General features: G+C 66.9%; 23 protein-coding genes and 1 pseudogene. 12 read left to right on the top strand and 12 right to left on the bottom strand.

The window, feature by feature from the left end; genetic code table 11:
* Positions 1-23: 23 nt before the first annotated feature.
* Entirely contained in the window at positions 24-1,619 is a 1,596-nt protein-coding gene (locus ACFWCF_RS25215) for a kelch repeat-containing protein (RefSeq protein ID WP_378567557.1), read from the bottom strand.
* A 627-nt stretch (positions 1,620-2,246) separates the two neighbouring features.
* Positions 2,247-2,561: pseudogene (dut, locus tag ACFWCF_RS25210) on the bottom strand (dUTP diphosphatase); the annotation flags it as partial.
* Between the two features lie 111 nt (positions 2,562-2,672).
* Between dut and ACFWCF_RS25205 the strand changes: the two are divergent.
* A complete protein-coding gene (locus tag ACFWCF_RS25205; protein ID WP_378567554.1) occupies positions 2,673-3,176 on the top strand; it encodes a DUF3093 domain-containing protein in 504 nt (167 codons plus the stop codon).
* 88 nt (positions 3,177-3,264) lie between these two features.
* Here the strand turns inward: ACFWCF_RS25205 and ACFWCF_RS25200 are convergent, their stop codons facing one another.
* Entirely contained in the window at positions 3,265-3,567 is a 303-nt protein-coding gene (locus ACFWCF_RS25200; RefSeq protein WP_378567551.1) for a DUF4193 domain-containing protein, read from the bottom strand.
* Positions 3,568-3,962: 395 nt separating this feature from the next.
* Here ACFWCF_RS25200 and cei point away from each other — a divergent pair, with 395 nt between their 5' ends.
* Positions 3,963-4,646: an envelope integrity protein Cei gene (cei, locus tag ACFWCF_RS25195; RefSeq protein ID WP_378567568.1), complete on the top strand. Its 684-nt coding sequence runs from the start codon at positions 3,963-3,965 to the stop codon at positions 4,644-4,646.
* Between the two features lie 108 nt (positions 4,647-4,754).
* Here the strand turns inward: cei and ACFWCF_RS25190 are convergent, their stop codons facing one another.
* Both ACFWCF_RS25190 and ACFWCF_RS25185 read right to left on the bottom strand, forming a co-directional pair.
* Positions 4,755-5,678, bottom strand: coding sequence for an inositol monophosphatase family protein (locus ACFWCF_RS25190; protein ID WP_378567548.1), 924 nt, complete (start codon positions 5,676-5,678; stop codon positions 4,755-4,757).
* 143 nt (positions 5,679-5,821) lie between these two features.
* Positions 5,822-6,355 carry a zinc ribbon domain-containing protein gene (locus ACFWCF_RS25185; RefSeq protein ID WP_378567565.1) on the bottom strand — a complete coding sequence of 178 codons (534 nt, stop codon included), beginning with the start codon at positions 6,353-6,355 and terminating at the stop codon, positions 5,822-5,824.
* A 134-nt stretch (positions 6,356-6,489) separates the two neighbouring features.
* Between ACFWCF_RS25185 and ppgK the strand changes: the two genes are divergently transcribed.
* Entirely contained in the window at positions 6,490-7,275 is a 786-nt protein-coding gene (ppgK, locus tag ACFWCF_RS25180) for a polyphosphate--glucose phosphotransferase (protein ID WP_378567545.1), read from the top strand.
* A gap of 134 nt (positions 7,276-7,409) precedes the next feature.
* A complete protein-coding gene (locus tag ACFWCF_RS25175; RefSeq protein WP_378567542.1) occupies positions 7,410-8,759 on the top strand; it encodes an RNA polymerase sigma factor in 1,350 nt (449 codons plus the stop codon).
* 135 nt (positions 8,760-8,894) lie between these two features.
* Here ACFWCF_RS25175 and ACFWCF_RS25170 read toward each other — a convergent pair whose 3' ends face one another.
* Positions 8,895-9,239 (bottom strand): DUF952 domain-containing protein, encoded by a 345-nt coding sequence (locus ACFWCF_RS25170; RefSeq protein ID WP_378567539.1) that lies wholly within the window; start codon positions 9,237-9,239, stop codon positions 8,895-8,897.
* A gap of 285 nt (positions 9,240-9,524) precedes the next feature.
* Between ACFWCF_RS25170 and ACFWCF_RS25165 the strand changes: the two genes are divergently transcribed.
* Positions 9,525-9,725: a hypothetical protein gene (locus ACFWCF_RS25165; protein ID WP_378491142.1), complete on the top strand. Its 201-nt coding sequence runs from the start codon at positions 9,525-9,527 to the stop codon at positions 9,723-9,725.
* Between the two features lie 104 nt (positions 9,726-9,829).
* Here ACFWCF_RS25165 and ACFWCF_RS25160 read toward each other — a convergent pair whose 3' ends face one another.
* On the bottom strand, positions 9,830-11,557 hold the full coding sequence (locus tag ACFWCF_RS25160; RefSeq protein ID WP_378567536.1) for a DEAD/DEAH box helicase: 1,728 nt from the start codon (positions 11,555-11,557) through the stop codon (positions 9,830-9,832).
* A gap of 221 nt (positions 11,558-11,778) precedes the next feature.
* Here ACFWCF_RS25160 and ACFWCF_RS25155 point away from each other — a divergent pair, with 221 nt between their 5' ends.
* The gene (locus ACFWCF_RS25155) at positions 11,779-13,080 is read left to right on the top strand and encodes a YihY/virulence factor BrkB family protein (RefSeq protein WP_378567533.1); all 1,302 of its coding nucleotides are present in this window, start codon (positions 11,779-11,781) and stop codon (positions 13,078-13,080) included.
* Here ACFWCF_RS25155 and ACFWCF_RS25150 read toward each other — a convergent pair.
* Positions 13,053-13,289: a DUF3039 domain-containing protein gene (locus tag ACFWCF_RS25150; RefSeq protein WP_378491139.1), complete on the bottom strand. Its 237-nt coding sequence runs from the start codon at positions 13,287-13,289 to the stop codon at positions 13,053-13,055. The two genes, ACFWCF_RS25155 and ACFWCF_RS25150, sit on opposite strands and share 28 nt — an antisense overlap.
* 73 nt (positions 13,290-13,362) lie before the next feature.
* Here ACFWCF_RS25150 and ACFWCF_RS25145 point away from each other — a divergent pair, with 73 nt between their 5' ends.
* The 3 genes from ACFWCF_RS25145 (at position 13,363) to ACFWCF_RS25135 (ending at position 16,392) form a co-directional block, all read left to right on the top strand.
* Complete coding sequence (locus tag ACFWCF_RS25145; RefSeq protein WP_378567530.1) at positions 13,363-13,722, top strand: DUF3099 domain-containing protein; 360 nt, start codon at positions 13,363-13,365, stop codon at positions 13,720-13,722.
* Between the two features lie 51 nt (positions 13,723-13,773).
* Entirely contained in the window at positions 13,774-15,252 is a 1,479-nt protein-coding gene (locus ACFWCF_RS25140; RefSeq protein WP_378567527.1) for a methyltransferase, read from the top strand.
* Positions 15,253-15,429: 177 nt separating this feature from the next.
* Complete coding sequence (locus ACFWCF_RS25135; protein WP_378567524.1) at positions 15,430-16,392, top strand: sigma-70 family RNA polymerase sigma factor; 963 nt, start codon at positions 15,430-15,432, stop codon at positions 16,390-16,392.
* Between the two features lie 82 nt (positions 16,393-16,474).
* On the opposite strand, the gene ACFWCF_RS25130 is transcribed toward ACFWCF_RS25135, so the two are convergent.
* Both ACFWCF_RS25130 and ACFWCF_RS25125 read right to left on the bottom strand, forming a co-directional pair.
* Positions 16,475-19,222, bottom strand: coding sequence for a GNAT family N-acetyltransferase (locus ACFWCF_RS25130; RefSeq protein ID WP_378567521.1), 2,748 nt, complete (start codon positions 19,220-19,222; stop codon positions 16,475-16,477).
* Positions 19,215-20,486, bottom strand: coding sequence for an acetoin utilization protein AcuC (locus tag ACFWCF_RS25125; RefSeq protein WP_378491134.1), 1,272 nt, complete (start codon positions 20,484-20,486; stop codon positions 19,215-19,217). Before ACFWCF_RS25125 ends, ACFWCF_RS25130 begins: the two co-directional genes overlap by 8 nt.
* A gap of 103 nt (positions 20,487-20,589) precedes the next feature.
* Here ACFWCF_RS25125 and ACFWCF_RS25120 point away from each other — a divergent pair, with 103 nt between their 5' ends.
* Together ACFWCF_RS25120 and galE are read left to right on the top strand one after the other, a co-directional pair.
* The gene (locus tag ACFWCF_RS25120; protein ID WP_378491133.1) at positions 20,590-21,276 is read left to right on the top strand and encodes an iron dependent repressor, metal binding and dimerization domain protein; all 687 of its coding nucleotides are present in this window, start codon (positions 20,590-20,592) and stop codon (positions 21,274-21,276) included.
* 53 nt (positions 21,277-21,329) lie between these two features.
* Positions 21,330-22,325, top strand: a complete 996-nt coding sequence (gene galE / locus ACFWCF_RS25115; protein ID WP_378567518.1) for a UDP-glucose 4-epimerase GalE — start codon at positions 21,330-21,332, stop codon at positions 22,323-22,325.
* On the opposite strand, the gene ACFWCF_RS25110 is transcribed toward galE, so the two are convergent.
* On the bottom strand, positions 22,326-23,456 hold the full coding sequence (locus tag ACFWCF_RS25110; RefSeq protein ID WP_378567515.1) for a DUF4192 domain-containing protein: 1,131 nt from the start codon (positions 23,454-23,456) through the stop codon (positions 22,326-22,328).
* 192 nt (positions 23,457-23,648) lie between these two features.
* On the bottom strand, positions 23,649-24,251 hold the full coding sequence (locus ACFWCF_RS25105) for a DUF5642 family protein (RefSeq protein ID WP_378567512.1): 603 nt from the start codon (positions 24,249-24,251) through the stop codon (positions 23,649-23,651).
* Positions 24,252-24,538: 287 nt separating this feature from the next.
* Between ACFWCF_RS25105 and ACFWCF_RS25100 the strand changes: the two genes are divergently transcribed.
* Positions 24,539-25,483 (top strand): proteasome assembly chaperone family protein, encoded by a 945-nt coding sequence (locus tag ACFWCF_RS25100; protein ID WP_378491129.1) that lies wholly within the window; start codon positions 24,539-24,541, stop codon positions 25,481-25,483.
* The last annotated feature ends 24 nt before the right edge of the window (positions 25,484-25,507 follow it).

Raw genomic sequence — 25,507 nt, 5'->3', positions numbered from 1 at the left:
CGGCGAGGGCGGTCGGCGCGCTGTCAGCGCGCCGAGGGCTCGAACTCCTGCGACGAGCCGTCCGACTCCTCCAGCGGAGGCCGGACGAAGGGCAGCTCGTCCTCCAGGCTCTCCTGCGGGGAGGTGTCCGGGGCCGGCTTCGTGCTGGGCTTCTGGCCGGGCTTCCCGGAAGGCTTCTGGCCGGGCTTCGCGGGCGGCCTCTGGCCCGGCTTCTGCTGCTGGCCCGTGCCGGGCTGCGCCTGCTGCTGGTCGGGCCTGGCCGGGGGCCGCTGCCCGCCGCCGGGCTGCGCGGCGCCACCGGGCTGCTGGGCGCCGCCGCTCTGCTGGCCGCCTCCGGGCTGCTGCGCGCCGCCCGGCTGCTGCTCGGCGGCCGGCGGCCGCTGCTGGTGGTCCGGCCAGGTCTGCCCGCCGGGGTTCTGCTGCTGGCCGCCGCCGGGAGGCGTGACCGCGCCCGGCTGGGTCGGCCGCTGCGGCGGCTGGTCGCTGCCGGGCCGCTGCTCGGAGCCCTCGATCGCGAAGGCCTCGGCCTTCGACGTCGGGGTCTCGTCGGCTCCCGGGAGACCGCCCAGGGCGTACACGCAGTCGCTCTTTCGGGTCTTGGGGCACGGCGCGGCCGCCGCGGCGAGGGCCCGGCGCGCGGTCGGCATCGGGGGCAGCGTCACCCACGCGTTGGTCACGGGGCTGTACGCGTCGAGCGCGGCCAGGTTGTCCGTGCCGTTGGTACCGCCCACGGCGTACACGCAGCCGTCGGTCATGCCGTCGGGGCAGGGCGCGGTGGCCGCGGCCGTCAGACCGCGCTCGGTCGGCATGTCGGGCAGCGGCTGCCACCCGTCGAGTTCGGGGCTGTACACCTCGGCGGTGATGAGGGCGGCGTCGCCGGTGTTGCCGCCGCCGACGGCGTAGACACAGGTCCCGCGCAGGCCCAGGTCACCGGGGCAGGGCGCGCCGGTGGCGCCGAGGCCGGAACGGGCCGTCTGCAGGGAGGAGACGGTGGCCCAGGTGTTGGTGGCCGGGCTGTACGCCTCCACCCGCGTCAGGATCGGGTCGGCACCGGTGAGGGTCGTCCCGCCGATGGCGTAGACGCAGGTACCGCGGAGTCCGCCGACCCCGGTCGGGCACGGCGCCGTGGCCGCGCCCAGGGAGGCGCGGGGGCCGCCCGGCAGCGGGGGCAGGCTCAGCCAGACGTTGGTCTCGGTGCTGTAGGCCTCCAGGCTGGTCACGGTGGTGGTGCCGCCGACCAGCCCCCCGATGGCGTAGACGCAGTCGCCCCGGACCCCGCCGGGACAGGGAGCCGTCGTGGACGCGAGGTTCGAGCGGGGGGTCCTCAGCGGCGGCAGGGTGGCCCAGGTGCCGACCGCGGGGCTGTACGCCTCCAGCTTGGCGTCGGCCCCGACGGCGTACACGCAGGTGCCGTGGAGCCCTTCCGGGCACTTCGCCGCCGCGCCCGCGAGGTAGGCGCGCGCGGTGGGCATCTGGGGGAGGGTCAGCCACACGCCCTGGGCGCTCGCCGCGGTGGACGGCAGGGCCAGCAGCGGAGCGACGGCGAGGACGGCCAGCCGCCGCCAGCCTCGGTATCCGGTCCGGCCCGGCGGGGATTCGTCCTGGTCGCTGTGCCGCATGCGCCTCATCGGGACCTCTTTCCTGGTTGCCGTGCGGCGCGGTCCGCCGCCGACGGAAGGGGAGCACGATGAAATTACATACGGTGATGCGACTGTCGCCCACTGTGGCGACTGAACGGCTCAACCGGCACCCGCCCGGTCACCCCCGCGGCGGGCCGCCGGGGCGCGCCCGTTCGGCCACCCGGGGTTGCCGGACCGTTTCCCCACGCGCCCGGCGTCGTTGAGCCCGCAGAGGGCGAGGGGGCAGGACCGGACGGTCCCCGGGGGGCACCGGCCCGTTTTGTCGGCCACCGACCGCAGGACGAAGAGATGCTCCTTCCTTCAGCCCTCCCGCCCGCCGCTGCACCCGCCGTCGCGCCCGCCGTCGCGCCCGCCCTTGCGCCCGCGCGTGACCGGGACCGTGACCGTGACCTGCACGACGCCGCGCTCGCCGTCTGGCGGTCCCTCGCGCGGGCGCTGTACGTGCTCGCCGCCGCCCCCGAGGCGGAGACCGGTCCGCCGGCCGCCCGGGCGGCGGCCCTCTATGACCTCTCCTCCGCGCTCCTCCTCCAGGGCGGCCCCGCCTTCCGCGAGCCCGTCCCCGGCGCCCTGCGCGCCGCCCTCGCCGGCCATCCGGGCGCCCCCGCGCTCGACCCGCTGCACGAGTAGCTGCGCGATGCGGTCGCCCCGGTTCACTTCGACGGCCTGCTCGGTGTCGTGGTTGATCAAGCAGACCTTGATCTCTCCCCGGTAGCCGGCATCGACGGTTCCCGGTGTGTTCACCACGGACAGTCCGAACTTGGCGGCGAGTCCCGAGCGCGGGTGGATCAACCCGACGGTTCCCACCGGCAACGCCACGGATATTCCGGTTCCGACGAGCACGCGCTGCCCGGGTTCGATCGTCACATCGCTGGTAGAGCACAGATCCACGCCCGCGTCACCTGCGTGCGCACGTGTCGGCATGGGGACACCCGGGTCGAGACGACGCAGCGGGATGGGGGAAAGGTCGGTCACGTGGACCGAGACTACTCTCCGGATGTCGATGTCCCATTTCGAGGCGACTATCCTGGGTGCGTGTCTGATACCTCCAGCTCCGGCAGCACCACCGGTTCGTTGACCCACACGCCGACCTACTCCGAACGGTTGTGGGTTCCGATCTGGTGGTGGCCCATCGGTATCGGAATCGCAGCGTTGCTCGCGGCCGAGCTGCACATGGGCGCACCAGGGGTATACGAGTGGGTTCCGTATGCCGTTCTCGTCCCGTGCGCACTGTGGACGTTGGTGTGGCTCTCGCGACGGCGAATCGAGGTCGTCGACGGAGAACTCGTCGTCGAGCAGGCGCACCTTCCGGTGGAGCTGATCTCCCGCGGGGTGGTCGTCCCGGCCTCCGCAAAAAGCGCCGCGCTCGGCCGACAGCTCGACCCCGCAGCGTTCGTACGGCATCGTCCGTGGATCAAGACGATGGCTCTGATCGTCCTCGACGACCAGGACGATCCGACCCCCTACTGGTTGATCAGCACGCGGCGACCCGCCGAGCTCCTGGCGGCCCTGGGACACAGCGAGTCGTCGACGAGCTGACCCTCGCAGCACATACTTCTACGCCGCAGCCGTGGCCCTTCCGGGCCACTGCTGCGGCGTTTCGAAGTAGGTCAGCGCGTGTGCTTTGTCACCAGGCGCAGTCACGGCAGATCATCCGACCGCCCTCCTCGCTCGCGAGGCGACTCCGGTGATGTACCAGGAAGCAGCTCGAGCAGGTGAATTCATCGGCCTGTTTCGGCACCACACGCACCGACAGTTCCTCGCCGGACAGGTCCGCACCCGGGAGTTCGAAGGATTCGGCCGTGTCCGATTCATCGACGTCCACTACCGCGGACTGCGCCTCGTTACGCCGTGCCTTCAGTTCTTCGAGTGAGTCTTCCGACACATCGTCGCTATCGGTCCGCCGCGGTGCGTCGTAGTCAGTCGCCATTTCCCTCTTACCTCTAGTCCTCTTACAGGTGCTCGACAGGAACCACGGTGATGCTCCCGGCCAAAGCAACGCTCGACCGTGCGGTGAAGTTCCCACAGGTGCCGGTTTGTCGGTGGTACCCCGAATACCCCGAGTCCGAACCCCGTCGCCTTCGTCGATGGACGACGCTCGGCCGCCGAACAATAGCCGACGACCGAACGAAATATGCAATCGATTCGCTGTTTCTTCGGAATCGACCGAAAATCGTCACCTACATCACGGTGAACGTGACATTCCTGACGGGGTACGCCTCCATCGCGTCGACCACCTTGCCCTCTAGAGTGAACGTCGCACCGTACACACGGCAGGTGAACGACGTACCGTTCGCACGGCGAGGAGACGAAAGGCAGGCCTGCGTGGTTTCCCTGATCACCGAAGGCAGCGCAACCGACAAGCGCGGTCGCCCGTTCCATCGTCGCCGCTGGATTCCCGCCGCGATAGCGGGTGCAGTTCTCGCCGCCGGGACGATCGTGGTCTGGAGCTCGGTGTTGACCACGGCCGACACCACGACGGCCACGGTGGCATGCCCGCCGCCGCCCACCGCGCCCGCTGATCCCGAGAGCCCCGCCCCTGCCCCGCTCGGGCAGGTTGCGGAGCGTTCGACAATGCTCGACGTCGAGCCGGCTCCGCTCGCCGCAACCAGGGTGCGAGTGTTCAACGCGAATGGTGAACGTGGACAGGCATCCACCGTCGCGGCCCAGCTCAGCGACTACGGTTTTGCGAGTGCGCCGGATGTGCAAGCGGGTAACGATCCGGTGTACGTCGACCAGAACATGCAATGCCACGGTCAGGTTCGATTCGGCGAGACCGGTCGCGCCGCTGCGAATACCGCACGACTCGTGGCGCCCTGCGCAGAGTTGATTCTCGACGATCGTCAGGACGACACGGTCGATCTCGCCCTCGGCACATATTTCCGTGACCTGACACCGAGCGCCGACGCCGAAGAACTGTTGCGCACGTTGCGTGAAGCCTCCGTGGGCGAGAAATCCGCACCTCTCGATGTGGAACTTCTCGATGCTGCGCTCAACGCACCCTGCTGACCGCGCACACATTTCGCAAAATCGGGCAATTTCCCCTTTTCGTCCGAACGCTCCCGTGATTTCGGACCGAATTCACCACAGTTTCCCGCACGAGAACTCGCGGCGTTGTTATGCGGGAACAGGAGCGATCGCACCGATTTTCGCAAGCGCCGCAGCGAATGCCTCCGCCACGCCCGGTGCCGAGGCAGTCATGATCTCGCCTTGATCGCCGAATCCGGCGGGCAACCGGACCTCGGCTCCCGCTTCGGACGCGATGAGCGCGCCGGCCGCCCAGTCCCAGGGATTGAGGCCGTGCTCGTAGTGGGCGTCGACCCGTCCCGACGCCACCATGCACAGATCCAGGGCCGCAGCTCCGATCCGCCGGATATCTCGCACCTGCGGTAGCAACTCCGCCACGAACCGACCCTGGACAGCTCTCCTCTCCGCCGAGTAGGAGAACCCTGTGGCGACGAGTACAAGCGCAAGATCGGCCACCGGCGTGCAGCGCAGCCTGGTCACGCTCCCCTCGGCGTCGGTACGCGTGGCGCCGAGGCCTGCTGCCGCCGAGTAGAGATCGCCCGAGGCGACATCGACCACGGCACCTGCCACCGAGATACCGTCGATCCGGGCCGCCACACTCACTGCGTAGGCGGGAATCCCGTAGACGAAGTTCACTGTGCCGTCGATCGGGTCGACGACCCACTGGATGCCCGTCCCGCCCACGCCGTCCGCGCCCGGGCCGTCGCTGCCACCACTCTCTTCGCCGAGAAAAGCGTCGCCGGGCCTCAACTGCCTGAGCCTGCTCCGAATGAGGTCCTCGGTCTCGGTGTCGGCGACGGTGACCGGGTCGGTGCCGGACGACTTCGTCTGCACCGCGTCGGCCTCGCCACCGAACGGCCGCTCCGCCCCGAACAGCTCGGCACGGCGACGACGCACATGGGCAGCCGCCTCCGAGGCAACGGTGGCGGCGACCGCGCGCAGTGCGGCGGGATCGGACTCGACGACTGGGGAATCGATGGCATCTGACACTCGACCATCGGAACACACGTGCATCGGCCGCACCACCCGCACAACCGTGACTTTAGAACTATCGTTGCCCCACAAGCGTTGCGGCCGACCGACCAGAGCTGTGCGACCGACGGGAGAGTGAGCATCTCTTAACGTCTCTCCTGCCCTGTTGACAGGAGATTCGCAGCTCAGACTGCACCCGAAGGAGGCGGACCCCAGTGACCTACGTCGTCGACACCGGTGTGGCCACGCTCCGCCACAGCCAGAATCACTCTGGCAGCGTTCCGATCCCGACCCCCAGACAACCCGCAGGTACCGCACCGGAAGACTCGTTCCCCGAGTCCGAGGGGTTGCCCGGCTCTCGCGAAACACCCCGAACACGTCATCGTCGTATACGCGGGCCGCACCAACACCACCTTCCGGGCCTTGTAGCGGGGACGTCGGCGGCCTTTGACGGTGAACGAGTCGTCGAGGGCCTGCGCGTACGTGCGGAGTATCTGCTGCTGCGCGACCTGAGCACCCTCCCGCAACCAGGACGAACGGGCGCAGGTCTCGGTCAGCATGGTGCCCAGTTTCGTGAAGTTCGGTTTCCGGCCGGTCTTCTGTTGGTGGACGGCTTCGTTCCACAAAAATCGGCAGCGATGCCATTCCTGGATGAGGGTGCGTTCGGCGAGTGTGCCCGGCCGCAGTCGGTACTTGTAGCGCACCACCTCGGTCCCCATGCCCGGCACGACAACCGCGCCCACCGACACGGTGTGCTCGGTCCGACACGGTTGCTCCACGCAGCCCACCTTTTGGAAGGAGGACGGCGCTTCCTCTCCCCCGTGAACGAGGGAGTATCCGCGCCGAACACCAGATGACGCAGGGAACACCCCCGCCCCCGACCTACTCCACCGACGTGGGATTCGGCGTCGATGTCGGCGGCAGCGGAGTGAAAGGGGGTCTGGTCGACCTGACCACGGGTCAGCTGATCGGCGACCGGATCAAGATCCTCACTCCCCAGCCCTCGACTCCCGACGCCGTGGCCGCGACGGTGGCAGAGATCATCAGGCAGGCGAAGTGGGAGGGGCCCGTCGGAATCACCCTCCCGAGTGTGGTGACCGGAGGGGTCGCGAGGACCGCCGCCAACATCGATTCCTCATGGATCGGAACGGACGCGCGAGCACTCTTCTCGACCGCGCTGGGCGAACGACACGTCACGGTTCTCAACGACGCCGATGCCGCAGGGATCGCCGAGGATCGGTTCGGCGCAGCGGCCGACACCCCAGGCCTGGTCATCCTCGTTACCTTCGGCACCGGAATCGGCTCCGCGATCCTCCACAACGGCGTCCTGCTCCCGAACACCGAACTCGGACACATGGAGATCGACGGCATGGAAGCAGAGCATCGCGCCGCGTCGTCGATCAAGGAGAAGAACGACTGGTCCTACAAGCGCTGGGCTCGAGAGGTTTCGCTGGTCCTGGAGCGTATCGAGGCCCTGTTGTGGCCCGATCTGTTCATCGCCGGCGGCGGAATCAGCCGAAAGCACGAGAAGTGGATTCCGCTGTTGACGAACGACACTCCCGTCGTCGCAGCCGAACTGCGCAACACGGCGGGGATCGTCGGTGCTGCATACGCTGCGAAAACAGGCGCGACTCCTTGAGTCCGACACATCCTCCGTCACGGGGATCGTTACAATGGTGCACAGCCGGCCGGAACCCGGCCTGATCCCGACAGACCTCTCCGCCGGAACTCCTCTGGCGCGACGCCGCACTACCTCGTCACGAAAGGGCGTACGTGGCAGCCACCGACATCCACACCGCTGATTCACAGAAGGAATCGGCACCCGTCGCGGACGCTTCGGGCGCCGCCGACGCTGCAAACCCCGCGACGCCTACGGCGACTCCGCCGGCCAAGAAGGCCGCCGCGAAGAAAGCACCGGCCAAGAAGGCCGTCGCGAAGAAGGCACCCGCCAAGAAGGCCGCCAAGAAGACTGCCGCGAAGAAGACCGCGGCCAAGGGCGCGAAGGCGGGCGACGACGACTTCGACAGCGCAGCAGAGCCTCAGCTCGAAGACATCGAGGTGGCGGAAGGCGAGCTCGTCGCCGAAGACGCCACAACCGAAGGGGACGAACCCAGCGAGAAGGACAAGGCGTCCGGCGATTTCGTCTGGGACGAAGAGGAGTCCGAGGCACTGCGCCAGGCACGCAAGGACGCCGAGCTCACTGCCTCCGCCGACTCGGTGCGCGCCTATCTCAAGCAGATCGGCAAGGTTGCCCTCCTCAACGCCGAGGAAGAAGTCGAACTCGCCAAGCGCATCGAGGCCGGCCTGTACGCGACATTCCGCTTGCAGGAACTCGCCGCGAAGGGCGAAAAGCTCCCGGTGGCCCAGCGCCGCGACATGAACTGGATCTGCCGCGACGGTAACCGAGCGAAGAACCACCTCCTCGAGGCGAACCTTCGACTGGTCGTCTCTCTCGCCAAGCGTTACACCGGCCGCGGTATGGCCTTCCTGGACCTCATCCAGGAAGGCAACCTGGGTCTGATCCGTGCGGTCGAGAAGTTCGACTACACCAAGGGCTACAAGTTCTCGACGTACGCGACCTGGTGGATCCGTCAGGCCATCACCCGCGCCATGGCCGATCAGGCCCGCACCATTCGTATCCCCGTGCACATGGTCGAGGTCATCAACAAGCTCGGCCGTATCCAGCGCGAGTTGCTCCAGGATCTGGGCCGTGAGCCCACGCCAGAAGAGCTCGCGAAGGAAATGGACATTACGCCGGAGAAGGTGCTGGAGATCCAGCAGTACGCGCGTGAGCCCATATCACTCGACCAGACCATCGGCGACGAGGGCGACAGCCAGCTCGGCGACTTCATCGAGGACTCCGAAGCGGTCGTCGCCGTCGATGCGGTGTCGTTCACGTTGCTGCAGGATCAGCTGCAGTCCGTCCTCGAGACGCTCTCCGAGCGCGAGGCCGGTGTCGTGCGACTGCGCTTCGGACTCACCGACGGTCAGCCCCGCACCCTCGACGAAATCGGTCAGGTCTACGGGGTGACTCGTGAGCGCATCCGCCAGATCGAGTCGAAGACGATGTCGAAGCTGCGCCACCCGTCGCGGTCCCAGGTCCTGCGCGACTACCTCGACTAGTCAGGTACGTCGACCGGTCACGCGGCGTGGCCAAGGACGATCGAGGTGGCCACGGACGATCGAGAACGGCGTAGGGACGACATCGTCCCTACGCCGTTTCCTGTGGCATGGCCGTTTCCGTGTGGCATGGCTCGCTCACAGAGGTACGAAGCGTCCGTCTTCGCCCGGCAGGTAGTCGGCGACATCGACGACCGCGTCGACCGGCAACGGCCCGTACAGATGCGGGAACCGCATCGAGTCGGGGTCCTCCGGCACCCCCGGTTCGAACCGCACGTCATCGGTAAGGCGCGACGGGTCGATGTGGAGCAGGACGAGGTCCGTGCGCCCGTGGAACAAGCGATTCGCGGGCAGGTGCGCCTGGTCGGGTGTAGACAGGTGCACGAAGCCCACGTCGGCCAATGAGGGAGGCGTCAGGGCGCCGGACTTCCGGGCGCGGAGCCACTCGTCCCGCGGGCAGATGTGCAGCAGCGGTTCACTCATGCCCCTCATTGTTGGCGACGCCGAAGCACCTACCAGGCCGCGACGCGCCGTTCCGGCTGCTGCGCTGTGAGCGAACATCCGCGTGGTGAGACACCGAACAAATACGCAAACGCCCACGTCCTGGGGTTTCTTCTGCACAATTCGTGAAACACGACACGAATGGGCGACTAGGGGAACAACCCGCGAACGCGAATCGTCTGTAAGAGTAGATCTACCGCGCTACCCCCGGCGCGGCGGACCAGACCCCAGGCGACCGTTGTCGAAGGTGGCCAGTTTGGAGGAGTCATGCCCGGTACGTTGACCACCCCGAAGTTGACAGCCGCCGACAGGTGCGATCGGTGCAATGCAGCCGCTCGCGTACGCGCTGTCCTTCCCGCAGGCGGCGAACTGTTGTTCTGCGGTCATCACGCAAACGAACACACCGATCGGCTCCGTGAGCTCGGTGCCACGATCGTCACCGAGGCCGACGCCGACGCATCCGTCTGATCCGCCGTCCGGAACCTGATGGTTCCGCGACCCGACATGAACGGGCGACTGCTTCCAGCAGTCGCCCGTTTCGTCGTTCACAGTCCGGTCGTCACTGCAGGCCGTCACCAGCTCCGAAGGATCGCGATGCGATCGCGCAGCTGCTCGGCGCTCGCGATCGCCGTCGGTGGGCCACCGCACTGGCGACGGAGTTCTCCGTGGATCACACCGTGTGGCTTCCGTGTGCGGTGGTGCACGACCGCCACCAGCGAGTTGAGTTCGCGGCGCAGCTGAGGAAGCTCGTCGGCTGCGGCGACCCGCTCCGCCACCTGCGGCGGCGGGGCCGTTGCCTGCGGCGTCGCCGGCTTGTCGAGTTGCTTCTCCTGACGCTGACGCAGCAACGCCCTCATCTGGTCTGCATCCAGCAGCCCCGGCAGACCGAGATAGTCCGCTTCTTCGTCACTGCCCGAGAACGTGGCAGTTCCGAAGGATGAACCGTCGTAGATCACCTGATCGAGTTCGGCCTCCGCGCCGAGCGACGTGTAGGGCTTCTCGTCCTCGCCGGGCTCGTCTTTCCTTCGGTTCGCGTCGGCGAGCAGTTCGTCGTCGAAGCCTTCCTTGACCCGGTGCGGCTTACCCAGAATGTGGTCGCGCTGCGCTTCGAGCTGGCTGGCGAGGTCGAGCAGCACCGGTACCGACGGCAGGAACACGCTGGCCGTCTCGCCCTTCTGCCGGGCACGCACGAAACGGCCGATCGCCTGAGCGAAGAAGAGTGGGGTCGAGGCGCTGGTCGCGTAGACGCCGACTGCAAGCCGCGGAACATCGACGCCTTCGGACACCATCCGCACCGCGACCATCCATCGCTGGGTCCCCTCGCTGAACTCGGAGATGCGTGAGGAGGCGGTGGCCTCGTCGGACAGGACGACGGCGGGCGGCTCCCCCGTGAGTCGTTCGAGGATCTTGGCGTAGGCGCGAGCAACCGCCTGATCGGTGGCGATGACGAGCCCGCCGGCATCCGGCATGCCGCCCGCGCGTAGCTGCTCGAGGCGGGTGTTGGCGGCATTCAGGACCGCAGGCACCCAGTCGCCTTCGGGGTCGAGTGCGGTGCGCCACGCGCGGGCCGTGTGTTCGGCGCTCAGCGGCTCGCCCAGCCGGGCGGTGTACTCCTCCCCCGCGCTGGTGCGCCAGCGGGCCTCACCGGAGTAGGCAAGGAACACGACGGGTCGCACGACGCCGTCTGCGAGCGCATCGGAGTAACCGTAGGAGTGGTCGGCCTTCGATTGCATCAGGCCGTCCTCGTTCGGTTCATACGTCACGAACGGGATAGCGCTGTCGTCGCTGCGGAATGGGGTACCGGTCAGTGCGAGTCGTCGGGTCGCATCGCCGAACGCCTCGAGAATCCCCTCACCCCAGCTCTTGGCGTCGCCGCCGTGGTGGATCTCGTCGAGGATGATCAGGGTGCGACGCGATTCGGTGCGCACCCGGTGCTTGAACGGGTGGGATGCGACCTGCGCGTAGGTGACGACCACGCCCTGGTAGTCACTCGAGGTCTGCCCTGTGGAGTTGGTGAAGTTCGAGTCCAACGCGATCCCGACTCGTGCCGCTGCCGATGACCACTGATGCTTGAGGTGTTCGGTCGGCGCAACGACCGTGACCTGGTCGACGGTCCGGTCCCTCAGCAATTCCGACGCGACCCTCAGCGCGAATGTGGTCTTGCCGGCCCCAGGCGTGGCCACCGCGAGGAAATCGCGAGGTTTGGTGGCGAGGTACTTGGTCAGGGCGCGACGCTGCCACGCGCGCAACTGTCCCCCGGATACGGAGGTCGTAGCCTGTCCGACGGTTTCGGTGCTCACCGGTTCTTCGCGCTCCTTGTCCGCTCAACTCCGGTCGGTGACGGCAGAATTCGAAGCCCGGCCACCGACCGCCATGCAGCCTATCGCCTCCGACCGTCGATCGACGTCCCGAACCGCCAGGGCGATGGGGATGGGACGTGATGATCGTGACAGAATCCGAGACACCGACAACCGCATGTGGGGCGCGCATTACGTCGTGTCATCAGGAATGCTGGAAGTAGATGAACGCCACACCTGTGCCTCCCACGTCCGGACCGCGCCGTCTATGGCGCGCCGTACGCCTGTGCGGTCGGGTCCTCGGCCACACTGCGCGATCCGCGTGGGATCACTCGATCTTCAGCAAGGCTGCGACGGCCGCGTTCTGGCAGACCCTGTCGCTGCCGCCGCTGCTCCTGGGCCTGCTCGGCAGCCTCGGTTACGTGGGCGGATGGTTCGGCCCCGACATAGCCGACATCATCGTGTCCAAGATCGTCACATTCACGCGCACCGCCTTCAGCGACAGCGTCGTCGACGAGATCATCGCTCCGACCGTCTACGACGTACTCAACCGCGGACGGGCGGATGTGATGTCACTGGGCTTCGTACTGTCGCTCTGGGCCGGCTCGTCGGCGATCTCGACGTTCGTCGACTCGATCGTCGAAGCACACGGACAACAGGACCACCGCCACCCGGTCTGGCAACGCGTGTTCGGCCTGCTGCTGTACGTGATGTTTCTCATCCTGGCCGTCGTCACACTGCCACTCGTGGCGCTCGGACCGACCGTGATCGGTCGTCTGCTCCCTCAGTCGTGGTACTCGCTCGGGTCGCAACTCGTGGACACCTTCTACTATCCGGCGGTCGGCCTGCTCCTGCTCGTCGCTCTGACCACGCTGTACAAGGTGGCGTTGCCGAAGTCCCTGCCCTGGCATCGGCTACTCGGCGGCGCGGTCCTGGCAGGTGCGTTCTTCATTCTCGCGAGTGCGGGCTTGCGCAGATACCTGACCTGGATCGCCGAACACGGATACACCTACGGTGCTTTGGCCGCGCCCATCGCGTTCCTGCTGTTCACGTTCTTCCTCGGCTTCGCGGTGGTCATCGGAGCCGAGTTCAACGCCGCCATCCAAGAGATGTGGCCCGCGCGAGCGACACGGATCGAGCAATGGCGCGTGTGGCTCGCCGAGCAGGCCGACAAGCAGCCGTCGCCCGAGGAAGGGGCGGTCACCAACCTGACCCGACGGATCACGATGGCCAGTCCCATCCGGCTCACCGATCTTCTCCGCTCCGATGAGCTTCCCGGCTACGACGACCCGCGCCCTTCCGACGAGCGTGAGGCCGACGCATGCCCGATCGACCGTCCGGACCGCTCGACCGCGTCCAGTGATCCATCGTCCCGGAATCCATCGGTGTCCGGACACGACGAAACGGCCGAGGAGGATTCGATCACCTCGGCCGACAACGGTCCGGTTTCGCCGCGAGACCCCGGATCGGAGGAGAACGCTCCTCTGACCCGACTACCTCAGTCGCCCTTGCGCAGGCCTTCGTAGACCTTCTTGCACTCGGGGCACACCGGCGAGCCCGGTTTCGGCGACATGGTCACCGGAAAGACCTCACCGCACAACGCAACAACATGGGTTCCCATAACGGCGCTCTCCGCGATCTTCTTCTTCTTCACGTAATGGAAGAACTTGGGAGTGTCGTCGCTGGTGGTTTCGTCGGTGGTGGTATCCGGCCGTTCCTTGGTATCCGTACTCACATGTCCATAATGCCGCACCGCTGCGCCGAACCGGTATGTGCATTCGATCTACGGGCGTGGGAAAGTAGTAGATATGGCGAGAACACCTGGTTTCGGCGGATCCCACGAGAGCGGATCGCCCGATAACCCGGTCCTGATCACGGAGGCGGAGGCGTCTCTCGAAGACCAGCACCGAGCGCGGGTCCGCAAATACATGACACTGATGGCATTCCGTATCCCTGCGTTGATCCTGGCCGCCGCCTCGTACGGAATATGGGCGAACCCGTGGATCGCGATGGCGATCATCGGGCTCTCGATACCCCTCCCGTGGATCGCGGTGCTCATCGCGAACGACCGGCCACCACGACGCAAGGACGAGCCGAGTCGCTGGGACGGACGGAGCGAAGAACACGCCGCCCTCGAGGCGCACCAATACCGCGTCATCGACGGCTGATCCGACACGGGCGATGCGTCGGGTGGTGCGTGGTGCTGCGAGAATAGCGTCGTGGACCGCGACCTGCTCTTGTCGATCTGCCCGCCCCTACGTATTGCGTTGATCCGGTGTCGCTACGACATCGATACCGTGCGCGATCTTCTGGGTGCCGAAGCGCACGCCGCGCTGGGACGCAGCGAGCCCGTTCCGGCGCGACGCGCCACGCGCGACGCAGGCGATCTCGGTGTGCTCGTACGACTCTTCCTTCTGCAGGACACCTGCCCCGCCGACGAGGTCACCGTGGCCCTCGCACCTCTCGCCCTCGACGACGCGCTCGCCGCAGGTCTGCTCGAACGCGACACGAACGGTGTACGGACCTCGCTGGATCTGCGGCCGTTGGACGCAGGCGTCGGCAACCGCTGGGTTCTGTCCGACCTCGACGGCGCCCTTCGCGCCGTATCCACCCGTCCCGACCATGTCCTGGGGGTCGGGCAGGCATCCCTGTCGCTGCTGCAGGCCACTCCCACCGATCCGGTGGGCTCCGTGCTCGATCTCGGCACTGGTTGCGGTGTCCAGGCGATCCATGCGGCCGAGTATGCCGACACGGTGACCGCGACCGACATCACACCGCGGTGTCTCACACTCGCCGCCGCATCGGCCGCGCTCAACGAACTCGACCTCGAACTGCTCGAGGGCTCGTGGTTCGAGCCCGTGGCAGACCGCTGTTTCGACCGGATCGTCGCGAATCCCCCGTTCGTGGTGAGCAGCGGCCAGGTGGAGCACAGTTACCGTGATTCGGGGCTGGATCTCGACGGCGCGAGCAAGCTGATGGTCTCTCAGGCCGTCGATCACCTGAACCCCGGAGGAACCGCGTCGATCCTCGCGTCATGGGTCCATGTCGAGGATGAGGACTGGCGGGCACGCGTTGCGTCGTGGTTGCCCGCGCACGGTGTGGACGCGTGGGTCGTGCAGCGCGACGTCGCCGATCCGTCGCTGTACATCGGTACCTGGCTCAGGGACGGCGACGCCGACCAGCGCGACCCGGCGGTCGCGGCGCGCGCTGAAGACTGGTTCGACCACTTCGAACGCAATCGCGTCGAGGGCGTCGGTTTCGGCTTCGTCTATCTGCGCCGCACCGACCTGCCGTCGGATGTGCTGGCCGAAGACCTCCGCCATTCGTTCACCGATGCGCTCGGTCCCGAATCGATCGACTACTTCGCACGGCTCCAGTGGCTCCGCGATCACGACGTCCTCGACTCACGATTCCGGGTACGCACCGACACCGCGCTCGAGCGTGTCTTCCTGCCCGGCAACGACGGCTGGGCCCGGGTCGTCACACGGGTGCATCGCGGGGGCGGGCCCGCATGGCAGCACGAAGTCGACGACCTGGCGGCGAATCTGCTCGGCGGGCTCCGTGCCGACGGCCTCCCCCTGGGCGATCTGGTCTCTCTCCTCGCCGCCGCCCACGGAGAAGACGAAGCCGAACTCACGGCCATGGCGGTGCCCTTGATGCAGGGGCTCGTCCGTCACGGCTTCGTCGAACCCGCCTGATCCGACGATGCGGGTGCAGTTCCCGCAGCGACGTCCTCCACCGATCTCTCAGCAACTTCTCAGACGAGCCTCCGGGTTTGTGCAGGTCGCAGCGTTGGGGCTCGGGAACCGGCGGGAACTTTCCCGGCCCACTCGAGCGTTGAACCCTGTGAGACACCACCGATGAGGAGGCACGTCATGGCACGCCCCGCAACAACCGCTCGAGTCACTTCCGACCTCGACAACCAAAGTCCCGCCGCCGATCTTGTGCGCGTTTATCTGAACGGCATCGGAAAGACGGCTCTGCTGACCGCAGCGGACGAGGTCGAACTGGCAAAGCGGATCGAGGCCGGCCTGTACGCCAAGCAGGTGCTCGAGACGAAGAAGCGTCTCTCACCTGCCAAGAAGCGCGATCTTGCGATTGTCGTACGCGAAGGACAGGCGGCTCGTAACCACCTGCTCGAAGCGAACCTGCGCCTCGTGGTGTCGCTCGCAAAGCGCTACACCGGACGCGGCATGCCCCTGCTCGATCTGATCCAGGAAGGCAACCTCGGCCTCATCCGTGCCATGGAGAAGTTCGACTACGCCAAAGGCTTCAAGTTCTCGACCTATGCCACGTGGTGGATCCGTCAGGCCATCACCCGCGGCATGGCCGATCAGAGCCGTACCATCCGGCTCCCCGTCCATCTCGTCGAGCAGGTCAACAAGCTCGCCAGGATCAAGCGGGAACTGCACCAGCAGCTCGGTCGCGAAGCCACCGACGACGAACTGGCGGAAGAGTCCGGCATTCCGGTCGGCAAGATCGCCGATCTGCTCGACCACAGCCGCGACCCGGTGAGCCTGGATATGCCGGTCGGCAGCGATGAGGAAGCCCCGCTGGGCGACTTCATCGAGGACGCCGAGGCGACCTCTGCCGAAACCGTAGTGATCGCCGGACTCCTGCACAGCGATGTCCGTAGCGTCCTCTCGACCCTCGACGAGCGAGAACAGCAGGTCATTCGCCTCCGGTACGGGCTCGACGACGGCCAGCCGCGCACTCTCGACCAGATCGGCAAGCTGTTCGGCCTCTCTCGCGAGCGCGTGCGGCAGATCGAACGTGAAGTGATGGGCAAACTCCGCGAAGGTGAGCGTGCAAACCGCCTCCGCGCCTATGCAAGCTGACCGGGCGCGTCAGCTGTAGCGATCCCCGAGAACCGGGCTGGGTTCTCGGGGATCGCGCCGTTCGGAGCCTGTTCTGTCTCGGTCACCGCAGGCGGCGCGGCCCCAGGTCGAGCGGATGTGGCGCTTCCGGGCCGATCCGCAGATGTGCGTCGGTGAGCTCGGCGCCGATCGGAGAGGCCAGCACCGGTTCGCACACGAGTTCGCGAACCTCGGGCAGATCGTCGGCGAGCGCAGAGATGCGCTGCACGATGTCGACGAGCGCCGCGCGATTGGCCGGCGCGGCATTACGGTACCCCGTCAGGAGCGGCGCTGCCTTGGGCGCGTCGATCAGTTCGACGGCCTCGTCTTCGGTCAGCGGCAGCACCTGATAGGCCCGGTCACCGAGCAGATCGGAGATGACGCCGGCGACACCGAAGGAGATCAACGATCCGAAGGAGGGGTCGTCCTGCACCCGGATCGCGCATCCGATCCCTTTGGTCGCCATCTTCTGCACGTGCAGCAGCGGCTCCCCCGACACCGCAGCGAGATCCCGGTAGGCGATGCGGACCGAATCGTCGTCGACGAGGTCGAGTCGGACACCGGTCAGATCCGGCCGGTGACGCCACTGTGCTCCGGTCGCCTTGACCGCAACGGGGAAGCCGATCTCGTGAGCTGCAGCGACCGCCTCTTCCTCGGTGGTGACCGACCGGAATGTGGCGATGTGCACCCCGTAGCACGCGAGCAGCAAGGCGGTTTCGGTGTCGGACAGGTAGCGACCGTTCGGCGTGGTGCCGAGCCAGCCGTCGACCAGGGCTCGGGCACGCTCCGGGTCGATCCCGGCCGGACGTACGACCTGCGACTGTGGGCGGGACCGCCACTTGGCATACCGCCAGGCGCGGGCCAGCGCGGTCGCCGCCCGCTCCGGCCCGGGATACGAGGGCACCGATCCCCTGACCGGATTGCCGTCCTCATCGCGGACCGCAAGAACGTCGGGGATCCCCTCCGTCGCAAGGAATGTGGTGACTACCGGCTTCTCCGCGCCCGCCACCGCATCGCGCAATGCCTGTGCATAGGGCTCGACCGTCACCGCGACCGGAGGCACGAACACCGCGATGACCGAATCGATCTCGGCCGAACCGAGCGCCCGGGTGACGGCGTCGGCGAATTCCTCGGGTGTTGCCTGTGCACCGAGGTCCACCGCGTCGGCGGGTTTGAGACCTTGCCCGCGCGCGGCATCCACCGCCAGCACACCGAGCGCTGTGGAGTTGCCCACCACCGCGACCCGCGGCCCCGCGGGCAGTGGCTGGTAGCTGAAGAGCAACGCCGAATCGAACAGCTGCGCAATGGATTCGACCTGCACGACGCCGGCCTGCTCGAACAGATGACGCACGATCGCGTCGTCCATCTCACCGGTACGGGCCTCGAGCACCGGGGGTACCGCGTGTCGACCGGACTTGACCGCCACGATCGGTTTGCTTCGTGCGACACGGCGTGCGATGCGGGAGAACTTTCGCGGGTTGCCGAAACTCTCGAGGTAGAGGAGCACCACCTCGGTCGCCGGGTCGGTGTCCCAGTACTGCAGTAGGTCGTTGCCCGACAGATCGGCGCGGTTGCCCGCCGAGACGAACGAGGACAGGCCCACTCCGGTCTTGGCAGCTTCGTCGAGAATAGCGATGCCCAACGCACCGGACTGGCAGAAGAACCCGACATTGCCCGCGGGCGGCAGGATCGGAGCGAGTGTCGCGTTGAGCCGGAAGGCCGGATCGTTGTTGGCGACTCCGAGCGCGTTCGGACCGATGAGCCGCATCCCGTGTGCACGTGCGGCGTGCGCGAGACGCCGCTCCGCGTCGCGCCCTTCGGGGCCGGTTTCACCGAATCCGGACGACACGACGAGCAGTGCCTTGACACCTTTCGCGAGGCAGTCGTCGAGGACCGAGTCGATCGATTCGGCAGGGACTGCGGCGATCGCGAGGTCGACCTCGTCGGGGATGTCGCGCACCGTCGGGTAGGCCCGCACGCCCCGCACCGAGCGGTGCTCGGCATTGACCGGGTACACCGGTCCGGTGAACCCACTGCGCAGCATGTTCACCAGGACCGCGTTGCCGACCTTGCGACTGTCGGTGGACGCGCCGATCACCGCGACGCTTCCCGGGCTCAGGATGTTACGGACGCTGCGGGCCTCGGCGGCGCGTTCGCGCGCGTTGCGCACGGATACGAGTGCCTCGGTGGGGTCGATGTCGAACTCCAACCGCACCACACCGCCCTCGAAGCTACGGCTGACCTGATATCCGGCCTCTCGGAACACCGAGATCATGTGACGGTTTTCTGCGAGGACCTCCGCAACGAAGCGACGGAGCCCGTTCTCCGCGGCAGCTCCCGCGAGGTGCTCGAGCAGGATGGGACCCAACCCTCGCCCCTGATGCGAGTCCGACACAGTGAATGCGACTTCCGCCGACAGTCCGTCTCCCTCCGCAGTAAGCCCTTCGTAGCGGCCGACCGCGATGATCTCGTCGCCGAGCATCGCCACGAACGCCACCCGTGTGTGATGGTCGACGACAGTGAAGTTGAACAGGTCGCGCTTCGAGATGGTCGGATAGGGACCGAAGTAGCGGAGATACCGCGTCCGTTCGGACAACTTTCCGTGGAATTCGACGATCTTGTCGGCGTCCTCCGGCACGATCGGCCGCAGATGGACGACACCACCGTCGGAGGCAAGTACATCGGCGACCCAGTGGCGGGGATAGTCACGCGCGACGACGAGTGCGCGCTCGCGAGCGGGGTCGGCAGCCGGATCGAGCGCTCGGGTCGATGCTCCGCCCGCCGGTGCCTGCGTGCTCTCCGAGTCAGTCACGGGGATCCTCCGGGTCGAGTCCGAGAAGTGGGAAGCATGCTCGGCGAGTAGCGATGATCGCGGAGTCGATTCGGGTCAGCGCGCGATCCAACGACGCAACACCGGTTTCCGGTGTGCCACCGGGACCGTCCCACGGCAGATACGACAGGTCGGCTCCCTCCCCCATTTCGGTGGGAAGGTCGACCCCCGGCGCCATGGCCCCGACTCGCTCGCGCCAGTCGTCGGGAACCGTTGTCGTGAGGTCGATCTCGCGGTCGAGCGCAGCGGCGATCAAGTGTGTCCATGAGCGCGGCACAACCCGGACCAGACCGTATCCTCCCCCACCCAAGGCAAGCCAGCGTCCTTCGCAGTGCCGGTCGGCGAGATCACGCATCGCGAGATACGACGCCCGCTGTCCGTCGACTGTGAGCGACAGATCGGCCAACGGATCCTCGCGGTGGCTGTCGGCGCCGCACTGGCTGATGAGAATCTGCGGACGGAACGCGGCGATCGCGCCGGGCACGACGGCGTGGAACGCACGTAACCACAACGAGTCGACGGTGCCGGGAAGCACGGGCAGATTGACGGCGGTGCCTTCGGCCGCCCCCGCCCCGACCTCGCTCGACCAACCGGTGTTCGGCCACAGAGTTGCCGGATGTTGGTGAAGGGACACTGTGAGCACACGCGGGTCGTCCAGGAATGCGTGCTGCACCCCGTCGCCGTGGTGTGCGTCGACGTCGACGTATGCGATTCGGTCGTAGCCCTGATCGAGGAGCCACGAAATGGCGATCGCTGCGTCGTTGTACACACAGAATCCGGCGGCCCAGTCGGCCATCGCGTGATGCATGCCACCGCCGATGCTCACCGCCCTGCGGGTACGGCCGGACGCGATCTCGCGAGCAGCGGCCAGCGTGCCACCCGCCAGTGTGGCGCTCGCCTCATGCATCTTCGGAAAGATCGGATTGTCCTCGGTACCCAGACCGTGCGGGGTATCGGACGACGGCTCGGACCCGACGGGCGTCGAACCCGCCCTCTTGACGGCGTCGACATACCCCGAAGTATGGATACGAAGTAGATCTGCGTCACCGGCGGGATCCGGACGCACCGTTTCGACACCCTCGAGCAGCCCGAGACTGCGCGACAGAGCCATCGTCAGGTCGAGCCGGGTCGGGTTCATCGGGTGGCTCGGCCCCCACCGATAGTCGAGGTAGTCGGGGCTCCAGACCACCACACGGTCGCCGCCCAGATGTGTCGAACCGCCTGCCGCGGTGGAGCTCGTGGTCATGAACACAGACGCTACTTGCCCGCCTCGGGTCGCGCGAGCATCGGACCTCACCCACCACCTGAACGCCACGGTTAGAATCGGGCGCAGACGAAGGGGTGTGAGAGTGAAGGACCTGGTCGATACAACGGAGATGTATCTCCGGACGATCTACGACTTGGAGGAGGAAGGTGTGGTGCCCCTGCGGGCACGCATTGCCGAACGCCTCGAACAGAGCGGTCCGACGGTCAGCCAGACCGTCGCCCGCATGGAACGCGACGGATTGCTGCGGGTCGCAGGTGATCGCCATCTGCAGCTGACGGAGAAAGGCCGGGATCTTGCCGTGTCCGTCATGCGTAAGCACCGCCTCGCAGAGCGGTTGCTCGTCGACGTGATCGGGCTCGACTGGGAGAACGTGCACGCCGAGGCGTGCCGCTGGGAACATGTGATGAGTGAGGAGGTGGAGCGTCGTCTCGTCGAGGTCCTCAACAATCCGACCACCTCGCCGTACGGCAACCCCATCCCCGGCCTCGCAGAGTTGGGTCTCGAGAAGGCCACCGTGTCGGACGAGAAGCTGATTCGACTGACCGAGATCCCGAGCGGGCAACCGACCGCCGTGGTGGTCCGCAGGCTCGCCGAGTACGTCCAGTCGGATCCCGACGTGATCGCTCGGCTACGTGAGGCAGGTGTCGTTCCCGACGCACGCGTTACAGTCGAGACGCGACCGGGTTCGGTGATGATCACCGTGACCGGTCACAGCACATTCGAGCTTTCCGACGAGATGGCCCATGCCGTGCAGGTGAAGCAGGTCTGACGCCGGGCCTCTTCCACCGGCCCCGGGTGGGCCGGTGGAAGAGGAGACCCAGCGTGAAACTTCTGGTGACCGGCGGCGCCGGCTACGTGGGCAGCGTGTGCAGCACTGTGCTGCTCGAAAACGACCACGAGGTGGTCGTCGTCGACGATCTGTCCACTGGCAACGCCGACGCCGTCCCCCCTGGTGCCGAGTTCATCCACGGTGACATCGCCGATGTTGCCGCAGACGTGCTGGGCGTCGGGGGTACGTCATCTCGATTCGACGGTGTTCTCCACTTCGGCGCGCAATCACTGGTCGGCGAGTCGGTGGAGTTCCCCGAGAAATACTGGCAGGGCAACGTCGTCACCACGCTCGCACTCCTCGAGGCAATGCGCTTGTCGGGAACGCCACGACTGGTCTTCTCATCCACCGCGGCCACCTACGGTGAGCCCGAGCAGGTGCCGATCACCGAGGACGCGCCCACCCGTCCGACCAACCCGTACGGTGCATCCAAACTGGCGATCGATCATGCGATCTCGTCGTATGCCCATGCCCACGGACTGGCCGCGACGAGCCTGCGCTATTTCAACGTGGCCGGAGCGTACGGGGGCGCAGGCGAGAATCGCCTCGTCGAAACACACCTGATTCCACTCGTCCTGCAGGTCGCCCTGGGGCAACGCGAGCGCATTTCGGTGTTCGGGACGGATTGGCCGACCAAGGACGGCACCGCGATCCGCGACTACATCCATGTCAAGGACCTCGCCGACGCCCACCTGCTGGCACTGTCGAAGGCAGCCGCGGGGTCACATCGCATCTACAACCTGGGCAGCGGTGAGGGCTTCACCGTGCGCGAGGTCATTTCGGCGTGCGAGCGCATCACCGGACTGCCCATCGCCGCAGTCGACGCACCGCGACGCGCCGGTGATCCTGCCGTCCTGATCGCGTCGAGCACACGAGCGATCGACGATCTCGGGTGGAAACCCGAACACACCGACCTCGACGAGATCGTCGCGGATGCCTGGGAATTCATGCGGAATCTCGGTGATCGCGCGCACGCGGCGCGCCGCTGATCATTCCGACGGCCCCGGCGGCGGTAGCACCACGCCGAGTCGGGCAGCGATCTCGTATCCGGTGTCGGCGAGTCCCCGAATGGCTTCGGGACGCAGTCCCGCCTGCAGCGCTTGGTCGAGGAGATCCGAGAGGCGGTGGCGCGGGTTCGATTCCAGCGCCACTCCGAGCGCAACGCCCGCGAACGGGCCGTCGCCTCGCACGTAGGCGCTGAATGCGACGAGTGCCGCAGCGTCGGCCCGTTCCGGATCGGGCAACGCACGGGCGAGCTCGACCCACATGCGTTCGGCTGCACGCGCCTGCACTCCTGCCGCCAACGCGAGCGCCGAGTCACGCACAGTCGGATTCGCCAAGAGCACAGCCACTTCGGCGCATTCCCGGGCCCGCAGTTCGGCACCGTCACCGAAGGTGGTGAGGCGTCCGAGCAGTGCCTCGAGTTCCATGCGGTCCGCACGGTCGGCACCGCCGGCCCGCGCCGCGTGCTCGTAGGCCAGGTCGCGGGCATCGATGACGTCATCGATGTACTGCCCCACCCGCCTGCGATGCTCCGGCGGAGCGGGAGCGAGCAGCGCCTCGAGTTCGTCACGCGACCGCCGGATCGGACTGCCGCCGAACACCCGTGTGGCGGCGACGACCGAACTCTCAGGGTCGGGAATCGTCCCGTTCACTTCCCCGTTGGGCGTGAACCACACGCGCCCACGCGCAATTTCCGGAGTGGCGTGGATACCGGCCACCTCGACCCCGGACGCTGCGAGTTCGTCGGCGAACTCCCCGAGCAGGCGTGTTGCAGCATCGGCGGCGGGGCCGTGCGGATGGTCGAGCCTGTCGTCGACGAGCACCACCAGTACCGAGCGTGCTCCTTCACGGACGCACACTGTGCAGAACCGCTCGAATGCGGCACTCATCGGAGCAGGAATCGCCTCGTCGGCGCGGGGTAGCAGAAGATCGTGCCGCATGACGGCGCCGATTGCATCGCCTCGACCGTCGCCGTCCGGTGATCGCGGCGCGGGCGAGAGGGTCAAGACGAGGAAAGAACGTGTCGGGTGGAAGCCGAGCATGGCCGGAACTGCTGCGAGGAGTTCGCCGATGTCGGACAGGTGCAGTGGCTGCGAAGAAGAGGTCGATGTGGTCATGTCCAGCACGATCCACGATGACGCCCACCGAAAACCGGTCGCGGACGCGTAATCCGGAAATCTGTGGATGGATGTGGTGGCTGTGGACAACCATCGCACCGACGCCGAATTCCACGACCGGAACCTCCGGCGTGTCGGAGTCACGCGTTATGGAACACCGTCTCGGCCTCGAACAGGGTCGTGGAAGCCGGATCAGCCCCCGAACGCATACACCACGGCATTGTGGAATGCGATGTCGAGCGCGTCCCGGTCGATCCCACTGTCGTCGAAGGTCATGTAGGTCACCAGGATCCTGGCGTCTCCGAGTTGGGCACCGCGGGATTCCATGGACTGGGTCAGCTCGTGGCCCGGTTGACCGGATGTGACTGTGCGGGTGTAGGCCACGGTACGCACGCCGCCCATCGGCGGGAGCGGCTCCGGTGCAGCGACGGTGGTGACGGTGGAGGTCACTCCCTTATGGGTGGCGTCGACCTCGCCGCACTCTCCGAGGTGATTCTTCAGCTCGGCAAGTTCCGGGGCCGGGACGACGACTTCGACGCTGATGGTGGCCCTGCCGTCGACGGATGTCCCGACGGCCATCGCGGTCCCCGCGGGGCCGTAGTTCTGCGGGAGCGGGAGGCATCCGGGCGGTTCGACCTTCGCTCCGACCGGAATCCCGGCCAGATCGGGAGCGGCCTGTGCGACTGCCGACGGGGGGAGTGTCACTGCCGGGTAGGAGGCGGGGAACTGGGCGGGAGGTAGCAGAAGCGCGGCGGGCAATGGCCGGTCGAGGCTGGGATCGGATACCCCTGTCACCGGAACGGTCCTCGATGTGAATTCGGGCATCGCGGTGCCTACGACCGTGGTCGAGCACCCGGACGCAGTGACGATCAGTGCCGCGCAGATGACCACACGGCCGACGTGTCGATGGTGTTGCCGACGAGCTGCATACACGGCCACCCGAACCTCCGCTGTTCTCGGCCACCGGGGCGGAACACCCCGTCGAGCGCTGTTTTCGGTTCAATTAGACTCGAACACCACCATGCCACGCCGGTACGCCACCGGGCAGAAGGCTACGACGACGTGATCGGAGTGGTTCGGATATGGACGAGCAGTCCCGGATGTACGAGCTGGAGTTTCCCGCTCCTCGACTGACAGCGGCCGACGGGCAGGGCCCTGTGCTCGTGCACGGGCTGGAAGGGTTCTCCGATGCAGGGCACGCCGTGCGTCTGGCCACCACACATCTGCGAGAGCAACTGGAGACGGAGGTCGTGGCGTCCTTCGCAGTGGACGAACTGGTCGACTACCGCTCTCGTCGGCCGATGATGACGTTCGAGTCGGATCACTTCTCGGAGTACGCCGCGCCCGAGCTGAATCTGTACGCGCTCGTCGACAACGCGGGTACCCCGTTCTTACTGCTCGCCGGCACAGAACCCGACCTGCGGTGGGAGCGTTTCATCACCGCGGTACGCCTGCTGGCGGAGCAATTCGGGGTCCGGCGCACGATCGGCCTGAACTCGATCCCGATGGCGATTCCGCACACCCGCCCGTTGGGAGTCACGGCACATTCGACCAACAAAGATCTGATTTCGGATCATCACCGCTGGTCCGGGCAACTTCAGGTCCCGGCAGGCGCGTCGTCGTTGCTCGAGTTCCGGATGGCGCAGCACGGACACGAAGCCGTCGGGTTCTCGGTCCACGTCCCGCACTACCTCGCGCAGACCGACTACCCGGCGGCCTCCGAGTCGTTGCTGATCAATGTCGCCGAGGTCGGGAATCTCGACCTTCCGCTCGAGGCGCTCGGCGAGGCTGCCGCACGTGTCCGCGAGCAGGTCGACGAGCACATCGAGGGTAACGAGGAAGTGCTGTCCGTCGTCAACGCGCTCGAACGGCAGTACGACAGTTACGTAGCGGCGCAGGAACAGCAGTCCACTCCCCTGCCGACCGATGAAAGCCTGCCCAGTGGAGACGAGCTCGGAGCCGAGTTCGAACGGTTCCTCGCCGAATACGAGCGCCGGGACGACGGCGGCACGGATCCCGAATCCTGACGACCGGGGTCCGGCTCTGTTCGG

The sequence above is a fragment of the Rhodococcus sp. NPDC060090 genome, from assembly GCF_042729855.1.
In the GTDB taxonomy this organism is placed as follows: domain Bacteria; phylum Actinomycetota; class Actinomycetes; order Mycobacteriales; family Mycobacteriaceae; genus Rhodococcus.
The sequence above is the reverse complement of the archived record's forward strand: the minus strand, read 5'-3'. Positions and strand labels throughout refer to the sequence as shown.